Genomic DNA, 25,750 nt, shown 5'->3' with positions numbered 1-25,750 from the left:
TCGCATCCGATAACTAATGGATTAAACACAAAGAAATCAGGAATTTTCAGCATGTTGAAAAACATCAATCCAACCCAAACGCCGGCGTGGCAAGCACTAACAGCACACTTCGAGCAAGCGCAAGACTTTCAATTAAGCGAATTGTTTGCCGAAGACAATGAGCGTTTTGCTAAGTTTTCAGCGGAATTCGGTTCTGACATATTACTGGATTACTCAAAAAACCTTATCACGGAAGAAACATTGAGTAAGCTGTTTGATCTTGCCGAGCAAACTGAGCTGAAAGCGGCGATTGCAGACATCTTTAGCGGTGAGAAAATTAACCACACTGAAGGTCGTGCGGTATTGCACTCTGCACTTCGTAACCGTAGCAACACACCGGTGATGGTTGATGGTCAAGATGTGATGCCTGCTGTGAACGCTGTGCTTGATAAAATGGCAGTATTTAGCTCGCGTATCATCGACGGTGAATGGAAAGGTTACACTGGTAAAGAAATCACTGACGTCGTGAACATCGGTATCGGTGGCTCTGATCTTGGTCCTTACATGGTGGCTGAAGCACTAGCGGCTTACAAAACACGTTTGAACATGCACTTTGTATCAAACGTTGATGGCACCCACATTGCTGAAACGTTGAAAGGTTTGAACCCAGAAACAACCCTATTCCTGATTGCTTCTAAGACGTTCACCACCCAAGAAACCATGACGAATGCGCACTCAGCACGTGATTGGTTCCTAGCGACAGCACAAGATTCTGCTCACGTTGCGAAACACTTCGCAGCGCTATCAACCAATGCAACCGCGGTTGCTGAATTCGGTATCGATACCGACAACATGTTTGAGTTCTGGGACTGGGTTGGTGGTCGTTACTCACTATGCTCAGCTATCGGTCTATCTATCGCACTAGCGATCGGTTTCGATAACTTCGTTGAGCTACTGGAAGGTGCTCACGCGATGGATAAACACTTCGCTGAAGCGCCAATGGGTGAGAATATCCCAGTGATCTTGGCGTTGATCGGCATTTGGTACAACAACTTCCACGGTGCTGAATCAGAAGCGATTCTACCGTACGATCAATACCTACACCGTTTCGCTGCGTACTTCCAACAAGGCAACATGGAGTCTAACGGTAAGTGCGTTGACCGTGGCGGCAACCCTGTTGATTACCAAACGGGTCCAATTATTTGGGGTGAACCAGGTACTAACGGCCAACACGCGTTCTACCAGTTGATCCACCAAGGTACTAAGCTAATTCCTTGTGATTTCATTGCACCGGCAGTGAGCCACAACCCAATTAGCGATCACCATCCAAAACTGATGGCTAACTTCTTCGCTCAAACTGAAGCGCTAGCGTTTGGTAAAACCAAAGAGCAAGTGGAAGCTGAGTTTGTAGCTGCGGGTAAATCACTAGAGGAAGTGGCAGAGCTAGTACCATTCAAAGTGTTTGAAGGTAACCGCCCAACCAACTCTATCTTGGTGAAACAAGTGACGCCACGCGTACTTGGCTCGCTAATCGCGATGTACGAGCACAAGATCTTCACTCAAGGTGTGATTTGGAATATCTACAGCTTCGATCAGTGGGGTGTAGAGCTAGGTAAACAACTAGCGAATCAAATCCTACCTGAGCTAACAAACGATGATGCCGTTGCTACGCACGATAGCTCAACCAATGGTTTGATCAACCAGTTCAAAGCTTGGGCTAAATAAGCCTCACAGCATTAAGTAAATAGCAGGAACGCAGTCTCTTTGGAGGCTGCGTTTTTTTATGTTTGCCGCGAGCGAATAGGGGGGGGGCTGAAGAGAGCGCTTCAGGCAAATTGATATGAAATCACGTCCATTATGACGCCTTAATTGAGCGCTGTTCTATTTTGCATGCGCTGCGAGCGTAAATTTGCTAAGTTTGCGTAATATAGTGACTTTTATCGAATTAGCCCTCGTTAGTTGTAGTGGGGATTTTTCGAGTTATCTCGCACGATTGTAGCGGAGTGATTGGTCACTTGAGCGTAGGCTCTACCATAGAGCGATTTTAATGTTGAAGGAAGGTGAAATGGATATGCAAACCGAGGTCTCAAACGGGTTGAAAAAGAAGCTGTCATTGCCCTTAGTGGGCGGTATTTTAGGGGCGGCAGCTGTATTGGGGCTAATGAATAACTCTGTGTTAATGACAGATGCTGGCTATACCTATGTGCATCAGAATAACGTGACGGGTGAGCTGGATGTCTTTAATGAGCCCGGTATTCATTTTCGTATGCCTTTCTTGTCGAAAATCACCAAGTATGATCAGGTCGTTACCGTATCTTACGGCAATAACACAGGTGAAGACTTCTACCAGCGCCTACCGGCGATTCAGGTACGCTTTGCTGATACCTACATTGGTAAAATTCCGGTGACGTTCCGCTTTAAGCTATCGCAAAACCCTGAAGCGATTAAAAAAATGCACCGGGAGTTTCGCAATAACAATAATCTGATCGATGCGTTGTTAGTGAAAAATGCCCGTAACGTTACTGTGATCACCGCCACTCAATACACGGGTGAAGAATTCTTCCAAGGTGGTTTGAATCAGTTCAAGACTCAGTTAGGCGATCAGCTACGCGACGGTATTTATATGACCGAGCGAAAACAAGTTGAAGTTGAGCAAATCGACTTAGCGCCAGTGGGGGTTGATCAAGCCAATTCCAACAAACTGCAACGCACGCAGCAGTTAGTATGGAAAACAGTACCGGTATTTGATGATAACGGTAACCTCAGACGCCAGGATAATCCATTGCAGCAATATGGCATGGAGGTAACTCAAGTAACCATCGGTGATCCGTCTCCAGAAGAGCAACTCAATAAATTGCTGATGGATAAAAAGCGTTTGGTCGCTGATCGTATTCGAGCGATTCAAGAGCAAGAAACCTCGAAAGCGCAAGCCGAAACCGAGCAGCTACGTAAAGAAATCCAACGTACGCGCGAAGTGCAAGACGCTCAGAGAAACAAAGAGTTAGCGATTATTGCCCAGCAAAAAGAAGTGGAAGTCGCGCGTCAAATTGCTGAGCGTGAAATCGTGGAAGTTGAGAAGAAAAAACGCCTAGCAGAAGTCGATAAAGAGAAAGAGCTGGCGATTGCTGAAGCGAACCTCGCAATTCAAAAAGCCAATGCGTTATCGGCAGAATACGAAGCGAAAGCGATTTTGGAAAAAGGCCGTGCTGAAGCTGTTGTCTTGAAAGCAAAATACGATGCTTATGGCGCGAACCGCGATGTTTACTTGGCTGAACTGAATCGCGACGTTTCAACCGCGCTTTACAACAACTTGAAGAATTACCAAGTTCAAATGCCAAACAACTACTTTGGCGGTGGTGATGGCGGTAAGTTAACGACTAACTTGGACGTGATCACAGGTTTTGGTGCGTTGGGGATTCTAGATAAAACCCAGAAACTGGTAGAGCAGAAAACAGCGGAGAAATAATTTCGCTCGGCACAAACGAACACCAGTCAGACCTTGGTCTGACTGGTGTATTCACAAGCGGTGCAGGAGCAAAAAATCAGTCGAAACAGATTTCGATAAAGGCTTTCCCGTGCTCAGACTCGAAAGGCATGATGATGATCGCGCCTTCACATTTGTGGGTAATGGTATGGCCACGACCAGAAACAACCGCTGGGGTTGCCATATCAAATTCGTAGCCCTTATCAGACAGAATACGCTTCGCACCGCCTGTTACCATATTGGTGATTTCGCCCACCATGTCGGTTACTTCTTCGTTGATCCCGTTCGGTCGCTCACCCAGCATGCGTTGCATGATTTCTAGTGCTAGGTTTTCATCAAAAGTGATCGACATAGATCCCTTGGTTTTGGGACCTACCATACCAATCAGACCCGAGACATCGCCTCGAGCTACTTCATCTTTCTTTAAGCGAGGCTTTTGAGGAGCTAACTCCATCGAAGCCATTGTTTTTAATACGTTTAGCAATGATGCTAAAAACGGGTTTACGAATTCTGCGCGCATAGTGACGTTATTGTTCTTAAATGAAAAGTTACAGCGAGCTGCTTTGACAGTTTTTACAAATACCGTGGCTCTCTACTACGTGATTAGCAACTGTGAACCCATGTGAATCGGCTTTAATGCGTAATAATTTTGCCAGTTCTTCATCATGGCATTCTTCCACTGTGCCACACTCATCACAAATGAGTAATTGTGAGCAGTGTTCTGCGTGTCCAAGTAGACAGCAAGCAATGTAGCTATTGGTCGATTCTACTTTATGAATAAACCCTTGTGCCAACAGGAAGTCCAATGCTCGATATACCGTTGGCGGCTTTGCTTGCGGCTCGGTGATTTTGAGCAAGTCTAGCAATTCATAAGCACTGATTGAGCTACCATGCTCAATGATTAAAGCGAGAACCTTTTGACGCTGAGGCGTTAAGCGGACACCTCGTTGCTCGCATAGTTGTTGTGCTTGAAGCAACAGTTGTGCTTGGCTTGCCATAAAACCTCAAAAAACAGCGGTAGGACCTCTAGTCTACCACACCTAGGTATAAAGGTATCTCTGAACCCAAATTTCGTGGTGAGCAGATACAGCCTTTTTGAGCACCCGATCACATTATAACGTCATGCAAATCTAATTACTTAAGCATTATTTATTGCATGGTGTTTTTTACTTCGTTTGTCGTCGTTCTTTATTTTTAGGATGTACAGCTTTTGTTTTTTATTACAGCTAAAACGTGCACTAACTTTCACCTTGGTTGAGTCTTGTCTGTAAGTTGTTGATATTTAAGGGTTGTAGTGGGTGTGCAGCTTTTTATGAAATTTTTCGTGTAAGCTGTCATGTTTGCTGTTTTGGTTTAAGGTATTGTTTTTAAATGGTTATTTTGTTGTTTTGTTTATTTTGCCTATCATGTTCTTTTTGATTTTATTAAATAGAACATAATGTTCCTTTTGATTGGCAAATAAATCCAATTGGGAAACAAGGGCGAATGGGGTAGAATCCTTGGTCATTTTTCACTCGTGGCGAGTGGGAACGTAATAATGGTGATGTAAGAGGTAATCCAATGCCAAACAGTGCAGTTGCGAGTCGCGACGATTTACAAACAGGATCGGTACAGCAGGAGACATTTCCTTCATGTCGCTTTTCTGTGGCACCTATGCTCGATTGGACAGACCGACACTGTCGTTACTTTCACCGCTTGATGAGTGAACACGCACTGCTTTATACCGAAATGGTAACGACAGGTGCGATCATTCACGGTAAAGGCGATTTCCTTGCGTATAACGAAGAAGAACATCCGGTCGCGCTGCAACTGGGTGGTTCAAATGCTGCCGATCTGGCGCATTGTGCCAAGTTAGCGCAAGAGCGTGGCTACGATGAAATCAACCTGAATGTGGGTTGTCCGTCGGATCGCGTCCAGAACGGTATGTTTGGTGCGTGTTTGATGGGTGAAGCTGAACTGGTGGCGCAATGTGTATCTGCAATGCGTGAAGTCGTTGATATTCCTGTGACAGTGAAAACCCGCATTGGTATTGATGAGCAAGACTCTTACCAGTTCCTGACAGATTTTGTTGGTACGGTTTCAGAAAAAGGCGGCTGTGATAACTTTACTATCCATGCCCGTAAAGCGTGGCTACAAGGTTTGAGCCCGAAAGAAAACCGTGAGATCCCACCGCTGGATTACCCTCGCGTGTACCAACTAAAGCGTGATTTCCCACACCTGACGATGGCGATCAACGGTGGCGTTAAAACCTTTGAAGAGATGGAAGAACATCTTGAGCACTTAGACGGTGTCATGGTGGGTCGTGAAGCGTACCAAAGCCCGTACTTGATGGCACAAGTGGATCAGCGTTTGTTCGGTAGTCAAAAGCCAATCATGAAACGTCGCGAAGTTGTGGAAGCGATGTACCCATACATTGAGCGTCAACTTGCTAATGGTTCTTACCTTGGTCATATCAGTCGTCATATGCTGGGCTTATTCCAAAATATGCCGGGTGCACGTCAATGGCGTCGTCATATTAGTGAGAACGCGCATAAACCGGGTGCTGGTATTGAAGTACTGCAGCAAGCGGTCGCGAAAATTCCTGCAGAATTAGATGTGTAGTTTATTTCACCATTACGATTGGTGAATTTAACCAGATTTAACAAAGGTCAGCTTGTTACCAAGCTGACCTTTTTATTTATCTCTTGTTTTTAAAGGGGTTTTGTTAAGGGCCATTTTTGGCGCGCTTTGTGCACTCTATTCACTAAATGAAAAAAGATGATGCGAAAGGGGAATAGTCATGATGGAGATCCTATTTTTATTGGCGTTTTGTTTTGTGCTGATTTTCACGGGTGTCAGTATGCTAGGGATGGTGCTGGCTATAGCGGCGGGTTTTGCCGTGATGGCGTTGATTGGCATGCTTGGTGTGATGTTTAAGTTGTTACCTTGGTTGATATTGATTGCAGTAGGTGTCTGGTTCTATCGCGAGCATAAAGCAGACAAAGCACACCGAAGTCGTATGTCGTACCGACGTTAATGTGGTGAACAAAAGCCTGCACTGATTGGTATGTCAGCAGACGGTAAAATTTGAAATAAATAATATCGTTTAACAAAAGTTATGCAGGCTTTTTGTACAGCATCTGGTATAGTCTTGCCCGAATTTTATACGAAATAAGAGCGGAGACTCTGCATGAACAAATTTACACTTACAGCAGCGGCAGCTGCTGTAGCATTTGCAGCGGCAATGCCAGCACAAGCAGCTACCCTTCTTGGTGTAAAAGTAGGTGCTGATGCATGGTTTACTGGCGGTAAAACAGAAGCGGGTGCGTTTTCAAAAGATGCGGATAGCGCAACGAAAGGTTCTTTCCACATTGCATTTGAACACTTCATCCCACTAGTACCTAACGCGCGTATTCGTTACAGCGACGTAGATAACGGTACGATTTCGTTCAATCAAATCGACTACACTGCATACTACGAAATCCTAGATAACGACGCAGTAGCGCTAGATCTAGGTGTGGTAATGTCTAAGTTCAACGCAGGTAAATTTGCGGGCGAGACATTCAGCGAGTGGCAACCAGCACTATACGGTGCGGGTGAAATCGGTATCCCGATGACGCCAGTATCTGCATTTGCGGATCTAACTTACGGTACGTACCAAGACACTAAGACTGTTGACGGTCAAATTGGTGTGAAGTGGACAATTCCACTAGTTATCGATCTAAACCTACGTGCGGGCTACCGCGTAATGGATCACGATCTAGCGTTCATCGACAATTACAACTCTGTAAAAGTGAAGAACGACGGTTGGTTCCTAGGTGTTGAAGTAGACATCTAATCGACTGACGCAGCAGGCTTTGCCTGACAGTTTGCTAAAAGCCACGCATTGCGTGGCTTTTTTGTTGCCTGTTTGCTTTGTTTTGTACCATTTTTAATAGGTGACTAAGTTATCAGGAAGCAACGTGATGACATTAACGGAACTGCAAGTGTTGTATGCCAGCAGCGATTTAGTCGAAGCCGTTATCGAGCCATCGATTCAGGAAGACGGTTGGATTGTCGAATTTCGCCACCGTCGTGGTGGGTTTGTGCCGTTAACCGATGGTCATGGTAGCGAGCAATGCTATCAAGATATTGATACCGCGAGTGAAAGGGCGTTTGAAGTCGGCTTTCACCAAGTACGCATCGCTGATACCTTCTAAATTATCTACTACATTGTGCTAATTCCCATGGGTAGATGACTTTCCTCTCACGCTTTTCACCCTTACTAAAAGTTATAAAACATTCTTATCTATTCTTTCTTGTTATTTCGATGAGTGGCTAATCTAACCATACGCAATGTATAGGGAACGTCGTGTCATGGTACTCAAGGAACTTTCGGCCTTAGCCAGCCCACTCAATGATCAGCAAATAGATCAATTGCAACAGGCTACCGCTGAGTTATCGCCTCAACAGATGGCGTGGCTTAGTGGATATTTTTGGGGAATTAGTCAATCGCAAGCGGCGGCTCAGCCGTTAACTGCTCATCAACCTGTGGCTGCTGTCGCGAGCCAACCAGCAGGAAAACTGACCATCATCTATGCCTCTCAAACTGGGAATGCCAAAGGGGTGGCGGAAGCGCTTCATGCTGAGGCGGAAAACGCAGGCATGACTGCCGAGCTGTTTGCCGCAGGGGATTACAAAGGGAAAAACCTCGCTAAAGCGACTCACCTGATTGTCGTGGCGTCGACCCATGGTGAAGGCGAAGCGCCGGATGATGCCATTGAGCTCCATGAATTTTTGCAATCGAAGAAAGCGCCGAAGTTATCGCACCTTAAATACGCAGTAATTGGCTTGGGTGATTCGAGCTACGAATACTTCTGCCAAACCGCGAAAGACTTCGATAGTTATTTAGCAAAACTGGGCGCAGAAGCGGTTATCGAGCGGTTAGATTGTGATGTCGATTACGATGCGCCCGCAGCAACTTGGCGTGCGCAAGCGTTAGAGGCGGTGAAAGCCACCTTGGTAACGGGCGAGGCCGAAGTGGTGCAATTGCCTGTTCAAGGACAAGCACAAACTGCCGCAGCCGCGTACTCCAAACAGCAGCCGTATACCGCGAGTTTACTGACCAGCCAAAAGATCACCGGACGCCATTCAGGAAAAGATGTTCGCCATATTGAAATCGACTTAGAAGGTTCTGGTTTGGTTTATGAGCCGGGCGATGCGCTGGGGGTGTGGTATCACAACGACCCTCAGTTAGCGGAACGTATCGTTGCCCAAGTGGGGCTGACTGCTGATGAGCCGATTGAACTGGAAGGGCAATCTCTTTCTTTACTGCAAGCCCTTATCACCCGTTATGAAATTACCAATGCTAATCCACAATTGGTGAGCCAATACGCAGAGCTGTCGGGAAGTAAAAAGCTGGCAAAGCTGGTGGATGATAAAGAAAAACTACGCCATTACGCCGCCAATAACCAAGTGCTGGATGTACTGGCGGAGAAGAAAACCAAGCTCAGCGCCGAACAACTGATTGGCTTGCTGCGTCGATTAACCCCAAGGCTGTATTCGATAGCTTCTAGTCAGCAAGAAGTTGGCGAAGAAGTACATTTGACAGTTGGGGTGGTGGAATACTCAAAAGGTGATGAAGTACGCCAAGGTGGGGCATCAAGCTTTCTTGCCCATCGTTTGGAAGAAGGCGATAGCCTTGAGGTTTTTGTCGAAACCAACAAGCACTTCAAACTGCCAGACAATGACGACACAGCAGTGATCATGGTTGGGCCGGGAACCGGTATTGCGCCGTTTCGTGCCTTTATTCAAGAGCGCGAGAATCGTGAAGCGAGTGGTAAAAACTGGTTGTTCTTTGGGGACCGCACTTTTACTGACGACTTTTTGTATCAAGTGGAATGGCAAAAGTACGTGAAGTCTGGTGTTGTGACTCGGATGGACGTCGCCTTTAGTCGAGACCAAGCCGAGAAAGTGTATGTCCAACATAAGCTATTAGAACAAGGTAATGAGGTGTGGCAGTGGCTTGAGCAAGGGGCACATTTCTATGTATGTGGAGATGCCAATTACATGGCAAAAGATGTTCATCAAGCCTTGTTAGAGATTGTGCAGCAACATGGCAACCGCAGTGCAGAGCAAGCCGAGCAGTATTTGAATGCGTTGCGTAAGAGCAAGCGTTATCAAAAGGATGTGTACTAATGAGCGAACAAAAATTAGCTGATAACGAGCGTTTGAAACGAGAAAGTAATTTCTTACGCGGCACCATAGTCGAAGACTTGGCCAACCCATTAACAGGTGCTTTTCAGGGGGATAATTTCCAGCTGATCCGTTTTCACGGCATGTACCAGCAAGATGATCGTGATATCCGTGCCGAGCGTGCTAAGCAAAAGTTAGAGCCGTTTCAAAATGTCATGCTACGTGCTCGGATGCCGGGCGGCGTTATTACCCCATCGCAGTGGTTGGCGATTGATAAATTTGCAGAGGAGCACAGTTATTACGGCAGTATCCGCTTAACGACTCGCCAGACGTTTCAGTTTCACGGAGTGCTTAAGCCAAATATCAAATTGATGCACCAGACCTTAAATAAAATTGGGATCGACTCGATTGCCACCGCGGGTGATGTGAATCGTAACGTACTGTGTACCACTAATCCGGTGGAATCAGAGCTTCACCAAGAGGCTTATGAGTGGGCTAAGAAAATCAGTGAACATTTGCTGCCACAAACCCGTGCTTATGCTGAGATTTGGCTGGATGGTGAAAAGCTGGAAACCACGGATCAGGAGCCGATTTTAGGTAGCACTTACCTGCCGCGTAAATTTAAAACCACGGTGGTGATCCCACCGCAAAATGATGTTGATGTACACGCTAACGATCTTAACTTTGTTGCCATTGCGGAAAATGGCAAGTTAGCCGGTTTTAACGTGTTGGTCGGCGGTGGGCTAGCCATGACCCACGGTGATAAAACTACTTATCCTCGTCGCGCTGATGACTTTGGCTTTATTTCGCTTGAACACACTTTGGCTGTCGCGGAAGCGGTGGTTACCACCCAGCGTGACTGGGGTAACCGAGTTAACCGTAAAAACGCCAAAACCAAATATACCTTGGATCGAGTTGGGGTTGATGTGTTTAAAGCGGAAGTCGAGAAACGTGCCGGGATCGCTTTTGCCGACAGTCGTCCTTATGAGTTTACTGACCGTGGCGATCGCATTGGCTGGGTAGCCGGGATTGATGGTAAACACCATTTAGCCCTGTTTATTGAAAATGGTCGTTTACTGGATTATCCCGATAAACCATTAAAAACAGGTATGGCGGAAATCGCGAAGGTTCACCAAGGTGATTTTCGAATGACGGCAAACCAGAATCTGATTGTGGCAGGAGTACCAGCGTCGGAAAAAGAAAGGATCGAAAAGATCGCTCGCGATCATGGTTTGATTGATGACGCGACATCTGAGCAGCGAAAAAACTCGATGGCGTGTGTGTCTTTACCGACGTGCCCGTTGGCGATGGCCGAAGCTGAACGCTTTTTACCGGATTTCGTCACCGATATTGAAGGGATTCTGGCGAAACACCAATTGGGTGCCGATGAAAATATCATTACGCGGGTTACCGGGTGTCCGAATGGGTGTGGCCGTGCGATGTTGGCAGAAATTGGTTTAGTGGGTAAAGCGCCGGGACGTTACAACTTGCATCTAGGTGGCAATCGTAATGGCACGCGAGTGCCGAAAATGTATAAGGAAAATATTACCGTCGCACAAATCCTTACTGAGATAGACACCTTAGTCGGGCGTTGGGCAAGCGAGCGTGTACAAGGGGAAGGATTTGGTGATTTCACCGTACGTACGGGGATCATTGCTCCTGTCCATGTGTCAAAGAGGGATTTCCATGACTAAGACAACGACAGCCTCTACGGTGAAATGGCGACTCGATGAATTGCTCGCACTCAATAAAGTCGATCAAATCTTACAGTTGGCGCAAATCAATGCCGAACTCGAACAGCTTTCTGCACAGGAGCGTGTTCGTTGGGCATTAACGAATCTGCAGGGGGAATTTGCGTTGGCATCGAGTTTTGGGGTGCAGTCAGCGGTAATGCTGCACTTGGTAACTGAGGCCAAAGCGGATATTCCGGTGATATTGACCGACACTGGTTACTTGTTCCCTGAAACTTATCTGTTTATTGATGAGCTGACCGAGCGTTTATCGCTGAACTTGAAAGTGTATCGGGCTGAGCTGACTCCCGCTTGGCAAGAAGCGCGGTATGGTGAGTTGTGGGCGCAAGGTGTTGAAGGGATCAAGCTTTATAACCGACTCAATAAAGTTGAGCCGATGCGCCGTGCCCTCGATGAGTTGGCAGTGAGCACTTGGTTTTCGGGGTTGCGCCGCGAGCAATCAAGTACTCGCGCTTCCTTGCCAGTGCTTGCTATTCAAAATGGGGTGTTTAAATTCCTACCCTTGATCGATTGGACTAACCAAGATATCGATGCATACCTTAAGCAGCATGATTTGCCTTATCACCCGCTGTATGAGCAAGGTTATTTGTCTGTTGGTGATGTTCACACCACCCAGAAATGGGAGCCGGGAATGAAAGAAGAGGAAACGCGATTCTTTGGTTTGAAGCGAGAGTGTGGTTTGCACGAGGACGATAGCGAACAAGACGGTTCAGGTATTTGATTGTGTTTATGTTTTAGAACGTTAATAGGCGCTGTTTTACACAGTATTGACAGGGTAGCTTCGGCTACCCTGTATATTATGTGCCGCAAAAATGTTGAGGTAATAAGCGCGGTTGGTGGTTTTAGTTGGATTGCGGTGAATTAGCTTGCTGGATTCCAAATTTTACCAACGGCATCCATGAGACCAGCGCTAGCTCCTTTATCACCCATGAATTGCATGATCACAGGGATAAATTGGCTCACCATACTGGCGTCCATTCCCAGTGCAGAGAAAACTTGGTTAAGGCTATCGGCGTTGCTGATCATACTGCTTAGCCCAGGAGGTAATGAGCTCGTAAGTGCTTCTGCACCGGGGATCATACTGGTTAGTTCGTTAGCTTGATCGCCTGAGAGCTGTTTGGCGGCAAGGGCGAGTAGTGCACCGGTTCCGCCAGCGGCTTGTTCATTGGATACACCTAGTTGGCTAGTGAGCATATCTGTCAGTGGGTTACTTAAGGCGCTGCTGGCTTCGGCTTCTTCATCGCCGCCACCAAACAGGTCGGAAAAACTAAACGCATAACTCGATGGACTTAGGCTTAAGGTGGCAAATAGCGCCAAAATGGTGGCAAAAGTGCGACCACGTAAAGCAAAGAATGTCATGGTTTTCTCCTCTATAACCAAGATCTACGAATCAAGAGCTAAGGTGAGGATGGCGTTGGCGCGCAATGTCCTTAGCGCCGAGGTGGAACCATCTCTTGATTAAGCCTAGTGGAGAATGTGCGATGGGTAGCAAATTAATTTTGTGGGAAGTGCTATAGCTAGCAGTGGAAGCAGCATAAAATAAAAAACGGCGCCGTAGCGCCGTTTTTAAGCTTGTAGCTTTACGTTGTCAGTGACCGCGTAAATTACAGGATGTCTAGTAGCTCAACTTCGAATACTAGCGCTGCGTATGGAGGGATAGCAGCACCTGCGCCACGCTCACCGTACGCAAGGTTTTGTGGGATGTATAGTTTCCACTTAGAGCCAACAGGCATCATTTGTAGAGCTTCAACCCAACCAGCGATAACGCCAGTTACTGGGAACTCTGCAGGTTGACCGCGAGTTACAGAGCTGTCGAATACAGTACCGTCAGTTAGTTGACCGTGGTAGTGAACACGAACTTGCTTGTCAGAAGTTGGGATTTCGCCGTTACCTTCAACTAGTACTTCGTACTGAAGACCAGATTCAGTTACTGTAACTTCGTCGCGTAGTGCGTTATCTTTTAGGAAAGCTTCGCCGTCAGCTGCTGCGATTTTCGCTTGTTCTGCACGTGCTTGTTCTGCACGAGTGTGAAGTTCGCGAAGTGCGTTGTTGATTTCGTCAACTTCGATTTCTGGCATTTCACCAGTTAGAGAAGCTGCGATACCTTTAGCGATAGCTGCAACGTTTAGGCCTTCAAGACCGCTTTGTGCTAGCTGTTGGCCCATTTGTAGACCAATGCCGTAGCTTGCTTTAGTTTCAACTGTATCTAGTTTAACGTCAGACATTTTGTCATCTCTTAAGTTAGAGGTAATAAAGCAGGCAGGATAACAGTTTCAGCCCTACAGGGTAAACTCTTGTTAAGAATTGTCGCCATTTTTGCATCATTGATGTGTTTTGCTGTTGTTGTTATGGAGAATTAGTTATGGGACAAGCCCGCCGCCGAACCAAAAAGAAGAGTGAATTTAAGCTGCCTTCCTTGCAGTTTGATGCCACAACCATGGCGCAATGGAAAGAGAAAGCGCTGAGCGTGCGCGATTGGCTGCGAAGCTATTGGATGGGGATGCCGACCTTACACCGTCGTGCCTTAACTGTGTTGATTCCGCTTTTTGTGGTGGTGTTGCTGTTGCCTTCGGAGCCGACATTACCTGATGAACAAAGCGGTGACGGTGTTCGCCGTGAAGTGGCGCTCGATCTTGGTCAAGAAACACAGTCGGGAGTGGGTGAGCGTGCAGAGCCGTTGTCACCACAGCGTGTAAAACGCCCTGAACCTGCATCGCCTGTGCACTCAACGCCGACCGCGGTGGCAAGCGAATCGCGAAGCGAGCCTGTAACTCGTCAAGCATCGAGCATTGAATGGCAGCGCTATCAGATCAAGCAAGGGCAAACATTGGCAAATATCTTCCGTGAAAAATCTCTGCCGTTAGCTGACTTATACGCCGTCGCTGCGATTGAAGGTAAAGATAAGCCGTTAAGCCGAATCAAGTCAGGGCAATGGATCCGCTACAAACAAAATGCCGCGGGTGATTTGGATGCCATTCAAATTGAGACCACAGCAGGCAAGTCTGTGATGTATTACCGTTTGTCAGATGGCAGTTTCTCGCGCGGTAATTGATGCCCTGCTTCTATTAGGAAAGCAAAGGTGTCATCACTCGAGATTTAGCGCACGATGGCTATTGATAACAACAGCAAAACGAAAAGCCGCACTTTGATAGTGCGGCTTTTGTGTATCAGGTGTTGTGAGATGGACTCAATCGCTTATGCTTTGGCTTCGTCTTTGGTTAATCGCATGTCGATATGTGGAATTCCGTCTTCTAAATACATTTCTGAAATCGGGCTAAAACCGTATTGCAGGTAGTAGCTTTGCAAGTGATCTTGGGCGCCAATATCAATGGTGTGTTGCGGCCACAACCGCTCAGCATGGATCAACCCTTGTTGTAGCAGCGCATGTCCTGCCCCTGTACCACGTGCTGCTTGTGCGGTAAGTACTCGCCCAATACTGACATTATCATAGGTGACCCCGGGTGGTAATAACCTTAAGTAAGCCACTAACTCGCCATCTTGAAAGCCTAGTAGGTGATGGGTTTGCGGGTGACGGTCATGCTCGTCCAGCTCAGGATACGGGCAGTTTTGCTCGACCACAAAAACATCCACTCGGAGTTTTAATAGATCATATAGTTGGTGAGTTGTCAGTTGTTCAAACGGTAAACATTGCCACTGCATGTGAAATCCCTTGTTGTCTCGATGTCGATACCAGCATCAGGCTCTTCTTATCACTTTGATAAGTACTGAGTTGGTGGGTGCCTTATTTGTACTTACTTTAAATTAGCCTCGTGGGGATTGTCGTTATCTTATGTCATCAACGTCAGGTTTTAATCGAGCTTTGATCCGACTTAGGCTGGTGGCGGCGATCCCTAAATATGACGCTAATTGCTTGTCGGTAATTTGCAGCATGAGCTCACTGAAATGCTCGCTGAAGATTTGATAGCGCTCTTCTGGGCTATACATCAACATGAAGCGTTCTTTGTGCTCTTTAAACTGTAACTGACGTTCAAGTAGATGGAGATAGAGCGGGTGACGCTGTGAACGCCATTGCTCTAATAAAGTGATCGGCAGGGTTAGCACACGACTAGCCATTAAGGTTTCGAGTAAATACCCCGAAGGCTGTGATGTTGTTAGCGCTTCAAAGCCAATGATAGGCTCTTGCTCCCAATAGAATTCTTTACTGAATGCTTTGCCATCTTCGGTTAGGTAACAAGCATGACAAACACCTTCGACTAAAAAGTAAAAGTGCTCAGCCTCTTGTCCTTGATGCAACAGAATGTGGCGCGTGGGTAATTCTAGTGGCTCGGCTTGGGCGGCAATGGCCTCTGCTTCTTGGGGGCTGACACCGTGCTGGTGTAAAAACTGCAATAAGCGGGTTTTCATGTTTTTGGCTTCGTATAAACAGCGGTTACCGTTATTTATACTAACGATAGAATTTGAAGGAAAGAAAAAAGCCGTCGTTTTCACGACGGCTTAGGCGATAAGTATCACTCAGTGAAACTGAGGTGACTTATTTAGCTTGTAGATCGATTTGGTAAACCGCAAAGCCCACTTTGTCTGTGCCCACTTTCTTCATTGGGTACTGACCTTTGTCTTTAATAAACGCTGCCGCTTTCTCACTTGGTGACGTTTCGAAAGTGATGTTTAGTGCTTTATCACTCTTCAGTGGCGCAAAGTGCCAGTTGTTATCAGCACTTGGGATCACTTGACCTTTCTCTTTGCTCACACGGCTGATGTAGTCAGACAGTACTGAACGGTTCTCATCTGGTGAAGCAAAGGCAACAAACTTCTCACCAGTACCAGCGAACTTGCCGCTGTATGCGCGGTAGTTGTTGGTCGCAATGATGAAGTCTTGTTTTGGATCGACTGGCTTACCATTGAATGTCAGATCTTGGATACGTTCAGCACCAGCGTTGATCAGCTTACAGTCACCGTCGTAACGGGCTGGTTTTGAAATGTCGATGGCGTAATTCACACCATCAACCACATCAAAGTTGTAAGTACGGAAACCGTCCCAATTGATCAAACCTTGCTGTTTAGTGCTATTGACGTCAATTTGGTTAAATTGCGCTGCTGAACACTCCAGCCATTCTTTCACTTCTTTACCTGTGACTTTCATTGCCACTAGAGTATTCGGGTAAAGGTAAAGGTCGGCTGCGTTACGGAAGGTTAGCTGACCTGACTCTACTTCGGTGAAGTTTGTTGGATCGTTACCACGACCGCCGGCTTTAAACGGTGCCGCTGCAGATAGAACAGGGATGCCGTCTAGATCTGGGTCGCCTTGGATAAAGCGCTCAACGTAATCTTTTTGCGCTAAGTTAACGATCTGTACTGTTGGATCATCTTGTACCAATGCCAAGAAGCTGTACATTACATCGCTTGCTTTACCGATTGGCTGATTGACGAATTCACGGGTTGCTTTGTGATCGTCAGCCACTGCTTGCACCATTTTCTTATCGGCATCAACCAGCGCTTTGCCTTTCTCTTTATCAAAGATCGGACGCGCTTCGGCTTTGGCATCGCTGACATCCCAGCCGTTGCCTTCTTTTTCTAGTACCAAGTCAACCACACCTAGGTGATCACCCCAGCGACCAGGCATTACCGCAGGTACGCCATTAATGGTCCCTTTCTCTAGGTTAACACCCGGCACATTGGCAAAGCTCTTACTTGGGAACACAGCATGCGAGTGACCAAAAGCGATCACATCGATGTCTTTCACGCCGGTTAGGTAGTAAGTCGAGTTCTCGGCATCGATTTTGTACGGATCGGTTGAAATCCCTGAGTGTGGGATCGCAACGATAATATCAGCACCTTCCGCTTTCATTTGCGGGACATATTTTTCAGCCGTTTGCTTGATATCAAGCGCGTCAACACGACCTTCAAGGTGCTTCTTATCCCAAATCATAATTTGTGGTGGTACAAAACCGATGTAGCCCACTTTCACATCATGCTCAACACCATCGGTGTCTTTTAGCTTGTGCGTTTTAATGATGTAAGGCGTGAATAGGTTTTTGCCCGACTTAATATCAACTACGTTCGCATTGATGTAGGGGAAGTTGGCACCGGCAATGGAGTTCTTCAAAAACTCAAGGCCGTAGTTGAATTCGTGGTTACCAATGTTGCCCACATCGTAGCTTAGTTGGTTCATGGCTTTGTAAGCTGGGTGAATTTCGCCCATCTTAATGCCTTTGGCTGCCATGTAGTCGCCCATAGGGCTACCTTGGATCAAGTCACCATTATCTACTAACACGCTGTTGATAACTTCTGCACGTGCTTCTTTTACCAATGACGCGGTACGTACCAGGCCAGTTTTTAAGGTTGGCTTGTCTTTGTAGTAGTCGAAATCCATCACATTCATGTGGATATCTGTGGTTTCTAGAATACGAAGTTTAATCGTTTCCGCAGCGGCAGGACCCGCTAGGGTTAATAAACCACCTAAGACCGCAAGAGATAGAGGCTTGGCAGATAATTTCATGATTTTCTCCAAGAAAAATGAGTTAGGAAAGCCGCGCTAAGGTATCAAAAAAAATGTCACGGTATCGTTTGTTTCTTGATTTTATGTGTCATATCTCTCACTTTTGCCGCAAAAAGCGCATCGTTAATAAATAGATGGAGAGGCTTTGCTCGTTTCGCTCATTTCAACATAAGAAAAAAACAGCATAACTTACATCTAAATGAACTAGGGTGAGCGCCTTTTGATACTTGAGAGGTACATTTGCCGTCTTTTTTACCTCAAAATTGGTGAATTTATTGCGCTATTGCTCGCAATTCTCATTGAATACCTTTGCTCAAACTTTTTGGAATAAAAAATACAATTTTAGAATTTCAGGTAATATCAGGCTCTGTCTATAGTGCTCTAACAGGATAGTATTTGAGGGCGTAGACATGGAATATTTGCCGATATTTGCTGATTTGCAGCAGCGACCTTGTGTGGTGGTAGGCGGTGGCACGGTAGCGTGGCGTAAAACACAAATGCTGCTAAAAGCAGGGGCGGATGTTCGGGTTATTGCGCCGAAACTTAACGCTGAGTTTCAAGCGGCGCTCGCTGCCAACCAAGTTTCTCACCTTGCTGAGACGTTCGAGCCGCATCACCTCGATGGCATCTTTCTCGCTATTGCCGCTACCGAGCGCAAAGCGGTGAATGCTTTGGTTTATCAATCGGCCAATCAGCGCCAAGTGCTGGTCAATGTGGTGGATGATACCCAGCGCTGTAGTTTTATCGTTCCTTCTATTATTGATCGCTCCCCAATTGTGGTGGCGATCTCCTCCTCGGGCAAAGCGCCAGTACTGGCGCGCATGTTGCGTGAAAAAATCGAAACCTTATTGCCGCAGCACCTTGGCAAAATGGCCACCATCGCTGGCAACTTTCGTGATCGCCTTAAACAAATGGTACCGGATTTCTCCGCCCGTCGTTTTTTCTGGGAGCAGGCTTTCAATGGGCGTTTTGCCCAATTAGTTGAAGCTGGTCAGCCGCAAGCTGCTGAGCAAGAGCTAACGCGTTTATCGCAAACACTTAAGCCGCAAGGGGAAGTATCTTTAATTGGCGCAGGTCCGGGGGATGCGGGTTTGCTGACACTGCGTGCTTTGCAGTTAATGCAGCAAGCCGATGTGGTGTTGTACGACTACTTAGTCTCCGATGACGTGCTTGAGCTAGTTCGTCGTGATGCCGAGCTAGTGTGTGTCGGTAAACGAGCGGGATACCACAGTGTGCCGCAAGCCGAAACTAACCGCCTAATCGTTGACTATGCCCAGCAGGGCAAGCGGGTGGTGCGCTTAAAAGGGGGCGATCCATTTATGTTTGGTCGCGGCGGTGAAGAGCTTGAAGTGTTGTTTGATGCTGGGATCCCGTTTCAAGTGGTGCCGGGTATTACTGCCGCAGCAGGGGCAACCGCGTATGCCGGGATCCCTCTAACCCATCGTGATTATGCCCAGACCGCGATGTTTATTACCGGTCACACCAAGCCTGAGAGCGATCCGCTCGATTGGCAGGTGTTAGCGCGTGGTAAGCAAACCTTGGTTATTTATATGGGGCTGATGAAGTCGAGTTATATCCAACAACAACTCTTAGCACACGGCCGTCAGTCTGATACCCCTATCGCCATTATTGAGCGTGGCACACATCAATCGCAGCAAGTTTATCAAGGTCAGCTATCGCAGCTGGCAACGTTGGCACAACAGGCGGCATCACCTTCACTGATCGTGATTGGTGAGGTTGTCAACTTATCACAAAAACTACGTTGGTTTGGCAATCAGGAAGTTCAATCCCAGCCACAAGCTGTGGCGAGCCTTTAGCATGGAGAGAGTAATGGATCCGAAACGATTAACCCATCTCAAGCAGCTTGAAGCGGAGAGTATTCATATTATCCGCGAAGTCGCTGCTGAGTTTGATAACCCTGTGATGATGTATTCCATCGGGAAAGACTCATCTGTGATGTTGCACTTGGCGCGAAAAGCCTTTTACCCGGGCAAAATTCCGTTTCCTTTGCTGCACGTGGATACCGATTGGAAGTTTCGCGAAATGATCGCCTTTCGGGATCGTACGGCGGATAAATACGGCTTTGATCTCTTGGTGCACAAAAATCCAGAAGGGCTCGCATTGGGTATTAACCCGTTCGACCATGGCTCATCAAAGCATACCGACATTATGAAAACCCAAGCCTTGAAGCAGGCGCTGGATAAATACGGCTTTGATGCGGCTTTCGGTGGCGCGCGTCGTGATGAAGAAAAATCTCGGGCGAAAGAGCGCGTCTACTCGTTTCGCGATAAAAACCATACTTGGGATCCGAAGAATCAACGCCCTGAGCTGTGGAAAACCTACAACGGGCAAATCAACAAAGGCGAGAGCATTCGTGTGTTCCCACTTTCGAATTGGACCGAGCTCGATATTTGGCAATACATCTACTTAGAAAATATTGAGATTGTGCCTTTGTATTTATCGGATGTGCGTCCTGTCGTTGAGCGTGACGGCATGCTGATCATGGTCGATGACGATCGCATGAAGCTACAACCGGGCGAGCACATTGAGCACAAAAGTGTTCGCTTCAGAACGTTGGGTTGTTACCCACTCACCGGCGCGATCGAGTCTACCGCCGATACCTTGCCCGGCATTATCGAAGAGATGTTGGTGGCAACGTCCAGTGAGCGCCAAGGGCGGGCGATTGATCATGACCAGTCTGGCTCGATGGAGCTGAAAAAACGTCAAGGCTACTTCTAAGGAAAGAATGATGAACAGTGTTATTGAACAGCAAGTGGCTGAGCTGGGGATCGAAGCGTATCTCGATCAGCACCACAACAAAACCTTACTGCGCTTTTTAACCTGTGGCTCGGTAGACGATGGCAAAAGTACCTTAATCGGTCGCTTGCTTCATGACTCGCACCAGATTTACGAAGATCAGCTGGCCGCTATTCACAACGATAGCCAGAAGGTGGGGACCACTGGTGATAAACCGGATCTGGCTTTGCTGGTGGACGGGTTACAAGCTGAGCGTGAGCAAGGGATCACCATTGATGTCGCATACCGCTATTTTTCGACTCAAAAGCGCAAGTTCATTATTGCCGATACGCCGGGGCACGAACAGTACACTCGGAATATGGCAACTGGCGCTTCGACCTGTGATGTGGCGGTGATTTTAATTGATGCCCGCAAAGGAGTATTGGATCAAACGCGCCGTCACTCTTACATCGCGAGCTTGTTGGGGATCCGCCACTTTATTGTAGCGGTCAATAAAATGGACTTGGTGGGTTACGACCAAGCCACATATGACGCTATCGAAGCGGACTACTTACAGTTTGCCGCTAAGCTACATTCTGATATCGACATTCAACTGGTACCGCTATCGGCACTCGAAGGCGATAACGTGGTGAGTTTGAGTACGCATACACCGTGGTATCAAGGTGAGACATTACTGACCTTGTTAGAAAATGTGGAGTTTGGTCAAGAGCGTGAAGCGGGGGCTTTTCGTTTCCCCGTGCAATACGTCAATCGCCCCAATCTCGACTTTCGAGGCTTTGCTGGCACCCTAGCAACAGGGGTCGTAAAAGTCGGTGATATCGTCAAAGCGCTGCCATCGGGTAAGCAATCCGTTGTTGAGCGTATCGTGACCTTTGATGGTGATTTACCAGAGGCGTACCCTGGGCAGGCGGTGACTCTGACGTTGGCGGATGAAATCGATATTAGCCGTGGTGACACTTTAGTGGCGGCCAACGACGACGTGCCGTTAAGCGATCATGTTTTGGCGGACATTGTGTGGATGGCCGAAACGCCGTTAGAGTCTGGACGCCAATACGATATTAAAGTGGCGGGTAAGAAGACGGTTGGTACGGTTCAAGCTATTCGACATCAGGTGGATATCAATAATCTTGAGACGTTCACGACCGCGAGTTTACCGCTCAATGGTATTGGGTTGTGTGAGGTGGCGTTAACCGAAGCCATTGCGGTCGATGCGTATCAGCGCAGCGTTGATACGGGCGGATTCATCATTATAGACCGCCTGACCAATGTCACTGTGGGGGCTGGGATGATCCGCGAAGCATTACAAGGTGCTTCAACGGGTGAAACACCCCATGCTCACAGTGCCTTTGAACTCGAACTCAATGCGTTAGTGCGTAAACACTTCCCTCATTGGGATGCGAAAGACATCACCAAGTTGGGGTAGTGCTATGAGCTGGGAACAAGGGATTGTACTCGCTATGCTGATGGTGATAGTGACTTGCTTGCTAACAACGCGTATCAAACCAGCTTATTTGTTTGCTGGCGCGGCGTTTGTGGGTTATCAGACCAATATGATTGAGCTGACAGCTTTAGCGAGTAACTTCACCAATTCATCACTATTGACCTTGGTGTTGTTGATCCTTGTTTCTATTGCACTAGAAAAAACACGTTTGATCAGTTGGGTTGGGCAGCAGATTTCGCGCGGTGGCCAATCGAGTGTGATTGCCAAGCTCGGGTTATCGACGGCTTTCTTATCCTCTTTTACTAACAATACTGCAGTGGTGGTGTCGCTGATTGGAGCGATCAAGCGTAATCAGCGTCACGCGCCCTCGAAATTGCTGATCCCGTTATCTTATGCCGCAATATTAGGCGGCACGCTCACCTTAATTGGCACCTCCACCAATTTGATCATCAATAGCTTTGTTGAAGATGCTGGTTTACCTAGCCTCGATTTCTTTGCGCCAACTGTGATTGGTTTAGCCGTGCTGTTAGCGGGGATGTTGATTGTGATCCCTCTGAGTTACTTCTTACCCAGTAATGAAGAGCAGCAACAAGATGCGTTACCGTATTTCTTAGAGGCAATCATCGCCCCTCATTCCCCATTGGTGAATAAGACGGTGGCACAAAACGGCTTGCGTGCATTACGACGTTTGTTTTTAGCTGAGGTGATCCGAGATGGTCACACTATCGCCCCAGTGTGCCCTGATACCCAATTGCAAGCAGGGGATCGACTGTTGTTTTGTGGTGATGTGGAAAGTGTCACGACTTTGCAGGAAATCCCGGGGCTTGAGCTGTTTGGTCAGCACCACCTTAATGGGCAATCCATGATGGAAGTAGTGGTGAGTCATTCGGCAGGGATCCGTGGCAATACGCTAAAGAGCATTCGCTTTCGTGAACGGTTTGATGCGGTCGTGGTGGCAATTCGCCGTGGGCATGAACGCTTAGCGGGCGGTTTAGGAAATATCGAGCTGCATGCTGGTGATACTTTAGTCGTGGTGCCAGGAAAAACCTTCCACACAAATAAGCAGCTGAATCGTGAATTCGTATTGGTAAACGGCTTAGACTCGAGCGCTCGCTTAGATGGCAAAAAGAGTTTTGCGGTACTTGTGAGTTTTATGGCTGTGATCGGTGGTGCTTTGTTGGGAGGCTACCCGATTATAAAAGGACTTGCTGGGTTGCTATTGGTTCTCGTTGTTACAGGGATTATCTCCTTTGCCGAACTCAGACGCCGTTTCCCACTCGATATTGTCGTGATTGTTGGCTCCGCGTTATCGCTAGCACAGCTGATGATTTCAAGCGGTTTGTCTGCGCGGATTGGCGATGTATTCATGACCGCTTTTAACGGCTGGGGATTATACGGTGCATTAGTCGCAGTGTACTTGTTTACCTTAGTCTTAACTGAACTTGTCACCAATAATGCCGCTGCCGCTTTATCTTTCCCTATCGCTTATAGCTTGGCGGTAAGTTCGGGTGCCGATCCTATGCCTTTTATCATGGCGATTTTGTTCGGCGCTAGCGCCAGCTTTATTTCACCTTACGGTTATCAAACCAACCTCTTGGTTTACACCGTGGGTAACTATCAACTCAAAGACTATGTTCGGGTCGGTCTACCACTCTCGATTGTTTATTCGCTGGTGGTGCTGGGCTTGATCCCCATGTTATTTCCTTTTTAATTCATTGTGGAATGGAGTCATCAATGTCAGTACCCGTACCAACGACACAATCTCGTAATGTCGTATGGCATCAACATCATGTCGACCAAGCGCAGCGTGCTCAACAGAAAAAGCAGCAACCTTGTGTGCTGTGGTTTACTGGCCTCAGCGGCGCAGGTAAATCCACAATTGCAGGAGCATTGGAATATCGTTTGGTGGAGCTAGGACATCACACGTATTTATTGGATGGTGATAACGTTCGTCATGGCTTATGCCGTGATCTGGGTTTTTCCACTCAAGACCGTCGTGAAAATATTCGTCGTATTGGAGAAGTTGCAAACTTGATGGCGGATGCAGGATTGATTGTACTTACCGCCTTTATCTCTCCTCATCGTGAAGAGCGTCAACTGGTTCGAGACCTTGTCGGTGAGGGTAGCTTTTTAGAAGTGTTTGTTGATACCGATTTAGCTGAATGTGAGAAGCGTGATCCCAAAGGCTTGTATAAAAAAGCCCGAGCGGGTGAAATTAGCCACTTCACAGGCATTGATTCTGAGTATGAAGCACCACAATCACCTGAGTTGCACTTACGTGCAGCGGAGTTTGATGTGGCAGAGCTTGTAGAGCAATGTGTTCGTGCCCTACAACAGCGCAAGGTCATTGCAAGCTAGTAAAGGAAGGAGTCCCAATTGAAAGCACTGCTTGATCCCATTGTTGAAATTGCACTCGCCGCAGGCGATGCCATTATGACACGCTATCACAGCAATATAGAGATAACGGAAAAAGACGATACTAGTCCGGTAACGGCAGCGGATCTTGCGGCTAACGCCATTATCTTGGAACGCTTACAAGCATTAACGCCAGAGATCCCGATTTTGTCGGAAGAGTCAGAGCATACAGCTTGGCAGCAACGCCAAAATTGGCAACGTTTTTGGCTGGTGGATCCGCTTGATGGTACGAAAGAGTTCATTCGTCAGAATGGGGAGTTCACGGTAAATATCGCCTTAATCGATAACGGCGAGCCCGTATTAGGGGTTGTTCACGCTCCCGCACTTGAGAAAACTTGGTTGGCTGACGGTGAAACGGCTTGGCTTCAGACATCGAGTGGCAGAGATAGCGTTAAAGTAAGAACGGCGTCTATACCTACCGTGGTGGGGAGCCGCTCACATCCTAGCCCTGAATTAGCGACCTATGTTGCCAAGTTGGGGGAGCATAAGATGGCTGAAGTCGGCTCATCATTGAAATTCTGTCTTGTCGCTGAAGGAAGAGCGCAATACTACCCCCGATTAGGTCCCACAATGATGTGGGATACAGGGGCTGGTCACTGCGTAGCACAAAGTGCAGGGGCTAATATCATGCAGTTAGATGGTTCGCCATTACGATACCATCGTGAAGAATTACGTAATCCTTCATTCATCGTCTCTGTTTAAAATTACCTGACTCTGATTTCTTTATTGATGCCCTCTTTTATAGAGGGCATTTTCTTGCTGGCGGGGTAATTTATCTCGACTATGCTTATTCGCTAGGTACGTTTTTTAAAAAGGATCTTCATTGATCCTGTTTGTTGTTTGGTTTTTATCTCATTTTGGTGGCTTTGGCTCTATAAATCAGCGTTCGTGTGTTTTTATCAAAAAAATCATTGCGCTTTGTTCTAAGCTCCCTATAATGCCGCCTCACCGACACGGAGTACGGGCAATAAGTGAGTTATTCACAAGCTGTGTGTAAGTTGTTGGTAAGGTGTTCTTAAACTTTTGATAGTTTCTTTAAGCGGTGATGCTTGTAAGTAGGCTGATAAAATAGAGCGCTTTTTACAGATGTGATGCTTAAGCCTTAAAAGTGAAAGTGATGATGTCTGGAGTCGAGGAAATACGGGTTTTTAAGAAATTTAAAAATAACGCTTGACTCAAAAAATTAGCCGCGTAATATACACGGCCTAGACAGCACGAGGTGCTGCTCTAAAGTTCTTTAACAATTTGACCATGCAATCTGTGTGGGCACTCGTGAAATGATAGTCAAAAAGATTTATCAATGAAACTGAGTG

Annotated in this window: 23 protein-coding genes; 16 read left to right on the top strand and 7 right to left on the bottom strand. The window is 47.1% G+C overall.

Annotation, left to right across the window (positions count from 1 at the left end; translation table 11 throughout):
* Positions 1-51: 51 nt before the first annotated feature.
* Together pgi and A3K86_RS00315 are read left to right on the top strand one after the other, a co-directional pair.
* Positions 52-1,704, top strand: coding sequence for a glucose-6-phosphate isomerase (gene pgi, locus A3K86_RS00320; protein WP_068325920.1), 1,653 nt, complete (start codon positions 52-54; stop codon positions 1,702-1,704).
* Between the two features lie 340 nt (positions 1,705-2,044).
* On the top strand, positions 2,045-3,445 hold the full coding sequence (locus A3K86_RS00315; protein ID WP_415860023.1) for an SPFH domain-containing protein: 1,401 nt from the start codon (positions 2,045-2,047) through the stop codon (positions 3,443-3,445).
* Positions 3,446-3,521: 76 nt separating this feature from the next.
* On the opposite strand, the gene A3K86_RS00310 is transcribed toward A3K86_RS00315, so the two are convergent.
* Together A3K86_RS00310 and zur are read right to left on the bottom strand one after the other, a co-directional pair.
* Complete coding sequence (locus A3K86_RS00310; protein ID WP_068325918.1) at positions 3,522-3,983, bottom strand: chemotaxis protein CheX; 462 nt, start codon at positions 3,981-3,983, stop codon at positions 3,522-3,524.
* Between the two features lie 28 nt (positions 3,984-4,011).
* Entirely contained in the window at positions 4,012-4,461 is a 450-nt protein-coding gene (zur, locus tag A3K86_RS00305; RefSeq protein ID WP_068325916.1) for a zinc uptake transcriptional repressor Zur, read from the bottom strand.
* A gap of 562 nt (positions 4,462-5,023) precedes the next feature.
* On the opposite strand from zur, the gene dusA reads away from it, so the two are divergent.
* From dusA to A3K86_RS00270, 7 genes are all read left to right on the top strand, one after another.
* Positions 5,024-6,064 carry a tRNA dihydrouridine(20/20a) synthase DusA gene (dusA, locus tag A3K86_RS00300; protein WP_068325914.1) on the top strand — a complete coding sequence of 347 codons (1,041 nt, stop codon included), beginning with the start codon at positions 5,024-5,026 and terminating at the stop codon, positions 6,062-6,064.
* A 178-nt stretch (positions 6,065-6,242) separates the two neighbouring features.
* Entirely contained in the window at positions 6,243-6,479 is a 237-nt protein-coding gene (gene pspG / locus A3K86_RS00295; protein WP_068325912.1) for an envelope stress response protein PspG, read from the top strand.
* Between the two features lie 153 nt (positions 6,480-6,632).
* Positions 6,633-7,280, top strand: coding sequence for a TIGR04219 family outer membrane beta-barrel protein (locus tag A3K86_RS00290; protein WP_068325909.1), 648 nt, complete (start codon positions 6,633-6,635; stop codon positions 7,278-7,280).
* A 127-nt stretch (positions 7,281-7,407) separates the two neighbouring features.
* Positions 7,408-7,641, top strand: a complete 234-nt coding sequence (locus tag A3K86_RS00285; protein ID WP_068325904.1) for a thymidylate kinase — start codon at positions 7,408-7,410, stop codon at positions 7,639-7,641.
* A 157-nt stretch (positions 7,642-7,798) separates the two neighbouring features.
* The gene (locus A3K86_RS00280) at positions 7,799-9,619 is read left to right on the top strand and encodes an assimilatory sulfite reductase (NADPH) flavoprotein subunit (protein ID WP_068325901.1); all 1,821 of its coding nucleotides are present in this window, start codon (positions 7,799-7,801) and stop codon (positions 9,617-9,619) included.
* A complete protein-coding gene (gene cysI, locus A3K86_RS00275) occupies positions 9,619-11,310 on the top strand; it encodes an assimilatory sulfite reductase (NADPH) hemoprotein subunit (RefSeq protein ID WP_068325898.1) in 1,692 nt (563 codons plus the stop codon). Before A3K86_RS00280 ends, cysI begins: the two co-directional genes overlap by 1 nt.
* A complete protein-coding gene (locus A3K86_RS00270) occupies positions 11,303-12,088 on the top strand; it encodes a phosphoadenylyl-sulfate reductase (RefSeq protein WP_068325897.1) in 786 nt (261 codons plus the stop codon). The genes cysI and A3K86_RS00270 overlap by 8 nt, the downstream gene beginning before the upstream one ends.
* A gap of 140 nt (positions 12,089-12,228) precedes the next feature.
* Here the strand turns inward: A3K86_RS00270 and A3K86_RS00265 are convergent, their stop codons facing one another.
* Entirely contained in the window at positions 12,229-12,726 is a 498-nt protein-coding gene (locus A3K86_RS00265) for a DUF2780 domain-containing protein (protein ID WP_068325896.1), read from the bottom strand.
* 245 nt (positions 12,727-12,971) lie between these two features.
* Entirely contained in the window at positions 12,972-13,592 is a 621-nt protein-coding gene (locus A3K86_RS00260; RefSeq protein ID WP_068325895.1) for an FKBP-type peptidyl-prolyl cis-trans isomerase, read from the bottom strand.
* A gap of 137 nt (positions 13,593-13,729) precedes the next feature.
* Between A3K86_RS00260 and A3K86_RS00255 the strand changes: the two genes are divergently transcribed.
* A complete protein-coding gene (locus tag A3K86_RS00255; RefSeq protein ID WP_068325890.1) occupies positions 13,730-14,419 on the top strand; it encodes a LysM-like peptidoglycan-binding domain-containing protein in 690 nt (229 codons plus the stop codon).
* A 143-nt stretch (positions 14,420-14,562) separates the two neighbouring features.
* Here the strand turns inward: A3K86_RS00255 and A3K86_RS00250 are convergent, their stop codons facing one another.
* From A3K86_RS00250 to A3K86_RS00240, 3 genes are all read right to left on the bottom strand, one after another.
* Positions 14,563-15,027: a GNAT family N-acetyltransferase gene (locus A3K86_RS00250; RefSeq protein ID WP_068325887.1), complete on the bottom strand. Its 465-nt coding sequence runs from the start codon at positions 15,025-15,027 to the stop codon at positions 14,563-14,565.
* A 123-nt stretch (positions 15,028-15,150) separates the two neighbouring features.
* Positions 15,151-15,732 carry a Crp/Fnr family transcriptional regulator gene (locus tag A3K86_RS00245; protein WP_068325884.1) on the bottom strand — a complete coding sequence of 194 codons (582 nt, stop codon included), beginning with the start codon at positions 15,730-15,732 and terminating at the stop codon, positions 15,151-15,153.
* 127 nt (positions 15,733-15,859) lie between these two features.
* Positions 15,860-17,824: a bifunctional 2',3'-cyclic-nucleotide 2'-phosphodiesterase/3'-nucleotidase gene (locus tag A3K86_RS00240; RefSeq protein WP_068325881.1), complete on the bottom strand. Its 1,965-nt coding sequence runs from the start codon at positions 17,822-17,824 to the stop codon at positions 15,860-15,862.
* 410 nt (positions 17,825-18,234) lie between these two features.
* On the opposite strand from A3K86_RS00240, the gene cysG reads away from it, so the two are divergent.
* The 6 genes from cysG to cysQ are packed head-to-tail and all read left to right on the top strand — an operon-like array spanning position 18,235 to position 25,139.
* The gene (gene cysG, locus A3K86_RS00235) at positions 18,235-19,641 is read left to right on the top strand and encodes a siroheme synthase CysG (RefSeq protein ID WP_068325871.1); all 1,407 of its coding nucleotides are present in this window, start codon (positions 18,235-18,237) and stop codon (positions 19,639-19,641) included.
* 13 nt (positions 19,642-19,654) lie between these two features.
* Complete coding sequence (cysD, locus tag A3K86_RS00230) at positions 19,655-20,563, top strand: sulfate adenylyltransferase subunit CysD (RefSeq protein WP_068325869.1); 909 nt, start codon at positions 19,655-19,657, stop codon at positions 20,561-20,563.
* 10 nt (positions 20,564-20,573) lie between these two features.
* On the top strand, positions 20,574-22,004 hold the full coding sequence (gene cysN / locus A3K86_RS00225; protein ID WP_068325867.1) for a sulfate adenylyltransferase subunit CysN: 1,431 nt from the start codon (positions 20,574-20,576) through the stop codon (positions 22,002-22,004).
* A gap of 4 nt (positions 22,005-22,008) precedes the next feature.
* Positions 22,009-23,733: an SLC13 family permease gene (locus tag A3K86_RS00220; protein WP_068325864.1), complete on the top strand. Its 1,725-nt coding sequence runs from the start codon at positions 22,009-22,011 to the stop codon at positions 23,731-23,733.
* 23 nt (positions 23,734-23,756) lie between these two features.
* Positions 23,757-24,380 (top strand): adenylyl-sulfate kinase, encoded by a 624-nt coding sequence (cysC, locus tag A3K86_RS00215; protein WP_068325858.1) that lies wholly within the window; start codon positions 23,757-23,759, stop codon positions 24,378-24,380.
* 18 nt (positions 24,381-24,398) lie between these two features.
* Positions 24,399-25,139 (top strand): 3'(2'),5'-bisphosphate nucleotidase CysQ, encoded by a 741-nt coding sequence (gene cysQ / locus A3K86_RS00210; RefSeq protein WP_084406450.1) that lies wholly within the window; start codon positions 24,399-24,401, stop codon positions 25,137-25,139.
* The last annotated feature ends 611 nt before the right edge of the window (positions 25,140-25,750 follow it).

The organism is Photobacterium jeanii (assembly GCF_001650345.1).
Taxonomy (GTDB): domain Bacteria; phylum Pseudomonadota; class Gammaproteobacteria; order Enterobacterales; family Vibrionaceae; genus Photobacterium; species Photobacterium jeanii.
The sequence above is the reverse complement of the archived record's forward strand: the minus strand, read 5'-3'. Positions and strand labels throughout refer to the sequence as shown.